This window comes from Phenylobacterium sp. Root1290 (genome assembly GCF_001425305.1).
Taxonomy (GTDB): domain Bacteria; phylum Pseudomonadota; class Alphaproteobacteria; order Caulobacterales; family Caulobacteraceae; genus Phenylobacterium.
The window spans coordinates 1,955,884-1,963,348 of sequence record NZ_LMEE01000001.1; the positions used below are offsets into that span (position 1 = coordinate 1,955,884).

At 66.8% G+C, this 7,465-nt stretch carries 6 protein-coding genes (1 of these 6 cut by a window edge); all 6 read left to right on the forward strand.

Annotation, left to right across the window (positions count from 1 at the left end; all coding sequences use genetic code 11):
• Positions 1-168 precede the first annotated feature (168 nt).
• Entirely contained in the window at positions 169-1,575 is a 1,407-nt protein-coding gene (locus tag ASC79_RS09495) for an amino acid permease (protein ID WP_056023068.1), read from the forward strand.
• 223 nt (positions 1,576-1,798) lie between these two features.
• Positions 1,799-3,337, forward strand: a complete 1,539-nt coding sequence (locus ASC79_RS09500; RefSeq protein ID WP_235528772.1) for an MATE family efflux transporter — start codon at positions 1,799-1,801, stop codon at positions 3,335-3,337.
• A 190-nt stretch (positions 3,338-3,527) separates the two neighbouring features.
• Positions 3,528-4,856, forward strand: coding sequence for an acyl-CoA dehydrogenase family protein (locus ASC79_RS09505; protein WP_056023062.1), 1,329 nt, complete (start codon positions 3,528-3,530; stop codon positions 4,854-4,856).
• A 98-nt stretch (positions 4,857-4,954) separates the two neighbouring features.
• The gene (locus ASC79_RS09510) at positions 4,955-6,727 is read left to right on the forward strand and encodes a class I adenylate-forming enzyme family protein (RefSeq protein WP_056023059.1); all 1,773 of its coding nucleotides are present in this window, start codon (positions 4,955-4,957) and stop codon (positions 6,725-6,727) included.
• Entirely contained in the window at positions 6,724-7,299 is a 576-nt protein-coding gene (locus ASC79_RS09515) for an NADPH-dependent FMN reductase (RefSeq protein WP_056023055.1), read from the forward strand. Before ASC79_RS09510 ends, ASC79_RS09515 begins: the two co-directional genes overlap by 4 nt.
• A protein-coding gene (gene ribB, locus ASC79_RS09520) for a 3,4-dihydroxy-2-butanone-4-phosphate synthase (RefSeq protein ID WP_056023052.1) crosses the window boundary here: on the forward strand, positions 7,296-7,465 show its start. The gene runs 958 nt beyond the window's last position; 170 of the gene's 1,128 nt are visible here — the first part of the coding sequence; its start codon is at positions 7,296-7,298; its stop codon lies beyond the right edge, outside the window. The genes ASC79_RS09515 and ribB overlap by 4 nt, the downstream gene beginning before the upstream one ends.

Genomic DNA, 7,465 nt, shown 5'->3' on the forward strand with positions numbered 1-7,465 from the left:
AGTCCACCTTCACAATGGGTTCAGGAAAGCTGGCGCCTGGGACGTCCCCCGCCAAGGTATTTTCGGCTACCCACCCTCGCCGGACGGCGAAGAATCATCCCACTTCAAGTCTCGCGCGCGACGGGCCATGGTCGCGGCGATAAGAAAAGTACCCTCGGGGGGAGTTCCATGAGTTTCGTGACGCGTCGCAAGTCGATGGAGCCGCCGGCGGCCCACGACGGGCACAGCTTGATACCGACTCTCGGTTGGCCGCATCTGGTGGCCCTGGGCGTCGGGGCGATCATCGGCACCGGCATCTACACCCTGACCGGCGTGGCCGCGGGGCTGGCCGGACCGGCGGTGATCCTGTCTTTCGCCCTGGCCGGCGCGGTCTGCGCCTTCGCCGCACTCTGCTATGCGGAGATGTCGACGATGATGCCCCAGGCGGGCAGCGCCTATACCTATTCATATGTCGGCATGGGCGAACTGGCGGCGTGGGTGGTCGGCTGGAGCCTGATCCTCGAGTACACGGTCGTCTGCTCCACGGTCGCCGTCGGGTGGTCCGGCTATGCCGGCGGCCTGATGCAACAAGCCGGCTGGGCCGTGCCGCAGGCGCTGCTGGCGGGGCCGCACGCGGGCGGGATCATCAACGTCCCGGCCATCTTCATCACCCTGGTGGTCACCGCGCTGCTGCTGGTCGGCACGCGTGAGAGCGCGACCATCAACTTCATCCTGGTGATCGTGAAGATCGTGGCGCTCGCCGCCTTCGTCGCCCTGACCATTCCAGCGTTTGACGCCGCCAACTTCGAACCTTTCGCCCCGTTCGGATTTGGCGCGGTGGTCGACTCCGAAGGGGTAAAGCGCGGCGTCGCGGCGGCGGCCGGCATCATCTTCTTCGCCTTCTATGGTTTCGATGCGATCTCGACGGCGGCGGAGGAAACCAAGAACCCGGGCCGCGACCTGACCATCGGTATCATCGGCTCGATGGTCGCCTGCACCGCGATCTACATGATCGTCGCCACGGCGGCGCTCGGCGCCTCGCCGTTCGACGTGTTCTCCAAGAGCCCCGAGCCGCTTTCCTTCATCCTGCGCGGCTTGGGCCATCCTCAGGTGGCGGCCGTGGTGGCCGGCGCGGCGGTGGTCGCCCTGCCGACCGTGATCATGGTCTTCATGTTCGGGCAGAGCCGGATCTTCTTCGCCATGGCCCGCGACGGCCTGCTGCCGCGTGGCCTGTCCAAAGTCGGCTCGCGCGGGGTGCCGGCGCCGGTGATCATCCTGACCGGCGTGGTCGCCGCCAGCATCGCCGGTTTCCTGCCGCTCGACGAGATCGCCGCCCTGGCCAACGCCGGCACGCTGCTGGCCTTCATCGCCACGGCGATCGCGATGATGCTCATGCGTCGCCGCGCGCCCGACCTGCCGCGGCCTTTCCGCACGCCGCTGTGGTGGTTCGTCGGGCCGGCGGCGGTGGTCGGCTGTCTCTACCTGTTCACGACGCTGCCAGCCTCGACCCTGATCAACTTCCTGATCTGGAACGCGATCGGCGTCGCCGCCTACCTGGCCTATGGCCGGGTGAAGAGCCGCCTGGCGAACGCCTAGCGCACCTGTCGCAGGCTCGGGCGCGCCCGGCGGCGCGCCCGAGCCGACCGCAACCATGGGATTTCTTCCCGCCAAGCTCACTCCGGATGCTTGAGGCGGCGCAGGGGCGCGCATACAGTCGCCGTCGCCTGCCGCCCGGGGCGTAAGCAAAGCAGCGCCCTCATTTCAAGGGCGAGGTCGGGCGGCCGGTCGGCGCATATTCTTCAGCGCCCTGGGGAGCGAAGTGGATTCAGCGGTTAAGAAGGGCGCGCCCGCGCCTGCCGGTCGTCCCGGCGGTATGCAGGACCTGACGACGGGGCCGATCGGCAAGACCCTGATCATGTTCGCCCTGCCGGTGCTGGGCTCCAACATCCTCCAGTCGCTGAACGGATCGGCCAACGCGATCTGGGTCAGCCATGTGCTGGGCGAGGCGGCGCTGACCGCGACGGTCAACGCCAACAACATCTTCTTCCTGATGCTGGGCGCCGTGTTCGGCATGACCATGGCCGCCAACCTGCTGATTTCGCAGGCCGTGGGCGCCAAGGACGTGAGGACGGTCAAGCGGGTGGTCGGCTCGGCCTCAACCTTCTTCCTGCTGCTGTCGCTGTCGGTGGGGGTGGCGGGCTACATGCTCACGCCCGCGATCCTGAAGCTCATGCAGACGCCGCCGGACGCCACGCGCGACGCGATCACCTATCTGCGGGTGATCTTCACGGCCATGCCGTTCATGTACTTCTTTTCGTTCGTGATGATGGCCCAGCGCGGGGCGGGCGATTCCAAGACCCCGTTCTGGTTCTCGCTCGCGGCGGTCGGACTGGACGTGATCCTGAACCCGCTTCTGATCACGGGCTTTGGCCCGTTCCCGCGCCTGGGCATCGCCGGGTCGGCGGCCGCTACCCTGATCAGCCAGAACATCACCCTGGTGGCGATGATCATCTATCTCTACCGCACCGACAGCGTGCTGATCCTCAAGCGCGCCGACTGGGGGCTGTTCAAGCCGGAGCTGGCGATCATCAAGACGCTGGTGGTCAAGGGTTTCCCGATGGCGCTGCAGATGCTGGTCATCTCGGGCGCCGCGGTGATGATGATCCGCTTCGTCAACGCCTACGGCTCGGAGACGGCCGCCGGTTACGGGGCGGCGATCCAGCTCTGGACCTACATCCAGATGCCGGCCATGGCGCTGGGCGCGGCGGTGTCCTCGATGGCGGCCCAGAACGTCGGCGCCGGCAGGATGGACCGGGTGAACCAGATCGCGGGCAAGGGCGTGATGATCGCGGCCTTCATGACCGGGCTGCCGGTGGCCTTGATCTATCTCGTCGAGCCCTGGGTGCTGATGGCGTTCCTGCCCAGCGACAGCCCGTCGCTGGCCATCGCCATGCACATCAACGCCTTCGCGCTGTGGGGCTTCATTCCGTTCGGGATGGCCTTCGTGCTGAACGGCATCATTCGCGCGACAGGGGCGGTGTGGCCGCCGCTGCTGGGCCTGCTCATCTCGATGTGGCTGGTGCGGATCCCGTTCGCGCAGATCCTGCAGCCGACGCTGGGCCAGGACGCCGTGTGGTGGAGCTTCCCGTTGGGCTCGATCATGTCGCTGGTGCTGGCCGCGAGCTACTATCGCTGGGGCGGCTGGCGCAAGGCCAGGCTCATGCAGGGCATTCCGATGGGCTCCGCGCCGGACACAGGCATGAGCACGCCGACCGTCGCCGAAGAGACCGAGGTCGTCGACGACGCTGCGCGTCACGCCGTGCCCGCCAAGGCGCCGGTCAAGGCCCCCGCCGAGTAGGGGCGACCCTAGAAAAACGCAACGGCGCCCCATCGGCGCCGTTGCGTCATGCAAACAAGCGTTTGATAATGTCGCGAAGCGCGGAGAGCTAACCAGCTGTCCGCGCGCAAGATTTTTGGGCGTTTGCGCGGTCGTCCATACCGATATTACGAAAAATCGCGATTTTGTATGAGCAGATGGGAGACGCCAGATGGCGTGGGATTTCGAAACCGACCCCGAGTTCCAGAAGAAGCTGGACTGGATCGAGGACTTCATGCGCGAGGAGGTCGAGCCTCTCTCGCAGCTCGGCCTTGCGGTGCGCGGCACGTTAGGGCGCGAGAAGTTCATCAAGCCGCTGCAGGAAAAGGTGAAGGCCCAGGGGCTGTGGGCTTGCCACCTGGGTCCTGAACTGGGCGGCCAGGGCTTTGGTCAGCTGAAGCTTGGCCTGATGAATGAGAAGCTGGGCCGCAACAGCCTGGCTCCGACCATCTTCGGTTGCCAGGCGCCGGACACCGGCAACGCCGAGATCATCGCCCACTACGGCACCGACAAGCAGAAGGAGCAGTATCTCTGGCCGCTGCTCAACGGCGACATCCGCTCGGCCTTCTCGATGAGCGAGCCCACGGGCGGTTCCGACCCGCTGACCTTCAAGACCCGCGCGGTGCTGGACGGCAATGAGTGGGTGATCAACGGCGAGAAGTGGTTCTCGACCAACGCCCGCTATTCCAAGGTGTTGGTGCTCTATGCGGTGACCGATCCGGACGCCAAGGACCCCTATCGCCGGACCTCGATCTTCCTGGTGCCGACTGACACCCCCGGTGTCGAGATCATCCGCAATGTCGGCGTCGGCAGCGGCGAGATCGGCAACGGCACCGAGGGCTATGTCCGCTACACCGACGTGCGCGTTCCCTACGACGCCCTGCTGGGCGAGCGTGGCGCGGCCTTCGTGATCGCCCAGGTGCGTCTGGGTGGCGGCCGGGTCCACCATGCGATGCGTACAGTCGGCGCCTGCAAGCACGCGCTCGATCTGATGTGCCGCCGGGCGGTCTCGCGCACCACCCGCGACGGCAAGCTGGCCGACCTGCAGATGGTGCAGGAGCAGATCGCCGACAGCTGGATCGCGGTCGAGCAGTTCCGCCTACTGGTGCTGCGCACCGCCTGGCTGATCGACAAGCACAAGGACTACAACATGGTCCGCAAGGACATCGCCGCCATCAAGGTCGCGATGCCCAAGGTCTATAACGACGTGGCCACCAAGGCCGCGCACCTGCACGGCGCGCTCGGCGTCTCCAACGAGATGCCGTTCATGCACATGGTGACGTCCAGCCTGGTGATGGGCATCGCCGACGGCCCGACCGAGGTCCACAAAGTGACCTTGGCCAAGCAGGTGCTGAAGGACTATCGGCCCGACAACGATCTGTTCCCGAACTACCACATCCCGCGCCTCAAGGAGGCGGCCGAGGAGAAGTACGCCAAGGAGCTGACCGAACTGAAGGAAGCCTATCGCGCCGAACGCGCCAAGAACGCCGAAAACGCCTGACGGCTATACCGTTCGGATATCAACGGACTACTGTGTGGGGCGGCCTCCTAGCGGGGGCCGCCCTTCTTATTTTGAGCTATTCGATTTCGAGGCATTTCGTGACCGACGTTCAAACTCATTCCGCGTCCCCCGCCGTTCCGGCCTGGCCCGTCCTGACGCTTGCGGAGGCGCACTCTCGCCTGACCGCGCCGGGCGAGCGGTTCGAGATCGAAGAGAAGGTGATCCGGGGGATCGCCACCCGCACCTGGAAGAACGCGCCGGCGACCCTGCGCGATATCTTCCTCAACGGCCGCACCTTCGCGGACCGTGAGTTCCTGGTCTACGAGAACGACCGCGCGACCTTCGAGGGCTTCGCGCGCGCCACGATCACCCTGGCGCGCCAGCTGCAGGCCGACGGCGTGAAGAAGGGCGACCGGGTCGCCGTCGTCATGCGCAACATTCCCGAGTGGCCGGTAGCCTTCTGGGCCGGAATCCTGGCCGGGGCGATCGTCACGCCGCTGAACGCGTGGTGGACGGGGCCGGAGCTGGAGTACGGCCTGGCCGATTCCGGAACCAAGGTCGCGATCGTCGACGATGAGCGGCTGGAGCGCATCCAGGCCTCGTTCGCTAACCTGCCGAACCTGGAAAAGGTCTACGTCCCGCGGCTCGCGGGCGAGCCGACGGATGCGAAGGTCCGCCGGCTGGAAGATGTCATCGGGCAGGTCAATGACTGGGGCCGGTTGCCAGATCAGCCGCTGCCGGATGTCGCCCTGGAGCCCGAGGACGACGCCACCATTCTCTACACGTCCGGCACCACGGGTAAGCCGAAGGGGGCGTTGGGCACCCATCGCAACATGACGTCCAACATCATGGCCAGCGGCATCTCGGCGACGCGCAATTTCCTGCGCGCCGGCCAGCCGCTGCCGGAGAGCGATCCGCACAAGCTGCCGCAGCGGGTCAATCTGCTGGTGGTGCCCATGTTCCACGCCACCGGCCTGTCGGCGAACCTGTCGCCGGCGATGAACTCCGGCGGCAAGATCGTGCTGATGCGCCGCTGGGACACCGAGCCGGCCATGCAACTGATCGAGCGCGAGAAGGTGAACTCCACCGGCGGGGTTCCGACCATCGCCTGGCAGCTGATCGAGCACCCCGCCCGCGCCAAGTACGACCTCTCCAGCCTCACGTCGGTGGCCTATGGGGGCGCGCCCTCGGCGCCCGAGCTGGTGCGCAAGATCGTCGAGGTGTTCCCCGCCTCGCAGCCGGGCAACGGCTGGGGCATGACCGAGACGACCGCGACCTTCACCTCGCACCTGGGCAAGGACTACGAGAACCGTCCCGACAGCGCTGGTCCAGCCGCTCCGGTCGGCGAGATGCAGATCCGCGACCCGGCCGACGGCAAGACCATCCTGGAGGCCGGGGCGGTCGGCGAGCTTTGGGTGAAGGGCCCGCAGGTGGTGAAGGGCTATTGGAACAAGCCGGAGGCGACGGCGGAGACGTTCGTCGAGGGCTGGCTGCGCACGGGCGACCTGGCCCGGATCGACGAGGAAGGCTTCCTGTTCATCATCGATCGCGCCAAGGACATGCTGATCCGCGGCGGCGAAAACATCTACTGCGTGGAGGTGGAGAACGTGCTTTACGACCACCCCGACGTGATGGACGCCGCGCTGGTCGGCCGGCCGCACAAGACCCTCGGAGAAGAGCCCGTGGCGGTGGTGCACCTCAAGCCCGGCGGCACGGCGGACCAGGACGAGCTGCGCGCCTTCGTCCGCGAGCGGCTGGCGGCCTTCAAGGTCCCGGTGGAGGTGCGGTTCTGGCCAGAGACCCTGCCGCGCAACGCCAACGGCAAGATCGTGAAGACCGAATTGAAGAAGCTGTTCGAGGGGGCCTCATGAGTTTGCGTAAGCCGCTGATCGTCGGCATTGGCGGCACCACTCGGCCGGGCTCGAGCACCGAACGCGCGCTGAGCGTCGCCTTGCGCGCGGTCGAAGCCGGGGGCGGGGAGACCCTGCTGCTGGGCGGGGAGTTCCTGTCGAGCCTGCCGATCTACAATCCCGCCATCGCCGAGCCGACGCCCGAACAGGCCGCGCTGGCGCAGGCGGTGCGCGAGGCCGACGGCCTGATCGTCGCCTCTCCGGGCTATCACGGCTCCATCTCGGGCGTGATCAAGAACGCCCTCGACACCCTGGAGATGCTGCGCGGCGATGCGCGGCCCTATCTGACCGACCGCGCGGTGGGTTGCGTCATTACCGCCGACGGCTGGCAGGCGGCCGGAACCACCTTGACCACACTGCGGTCGATCGTACATGCGCTGCGGGGCTGGCCGACGCCGTTCGGCGCGGCCCTGAACGCAACGACGGGTCTGTTCGACGCCGAGGGCGGCTGCATCGAGGCGAAGGACGCCTGGCAGCTGGCCACGGTCGGCGAGCAGGTCCTGGACTTCGCCAAGATGAAAGCCCGAGCATGACCACCTCCAACTCAGACGATGCGCCTCACGAGTCGGCGATCTCGCCCATCGAGGACATCATCGAGGACGCGCGCAACGGCCGGCCCTACATCCTGGTCGACGCCGAGGACCGCGAGAACGAAGGCGACGTGATCATCCCGGCGCAGTTCGCGACGCCGGACCAGAT

Coding starts and splice junctions, on each gene's coding strand:
- ASC79_RS09495 (WP_056023068.1), top strand. CDS start 169: ATGAGTTTCGTGACGCGTCGCAAGTCGATGGAGCCGCCGGCGGCCCAC.
- ASC79_RS09505 (WP_056023062.1), top strand. CDS start 3,528: ATGGCGTGGGATTTCGAAACCGACCCCGAGTTCCAGAAGAAGCTGGAC.
- ASC79_RS09515 (WP_056023055.1), top strand. CDS start 6,724: ATGAGTTTGCGTAAGCCGCTGATCGTCGGCATTGGCGGCACCACTCGG.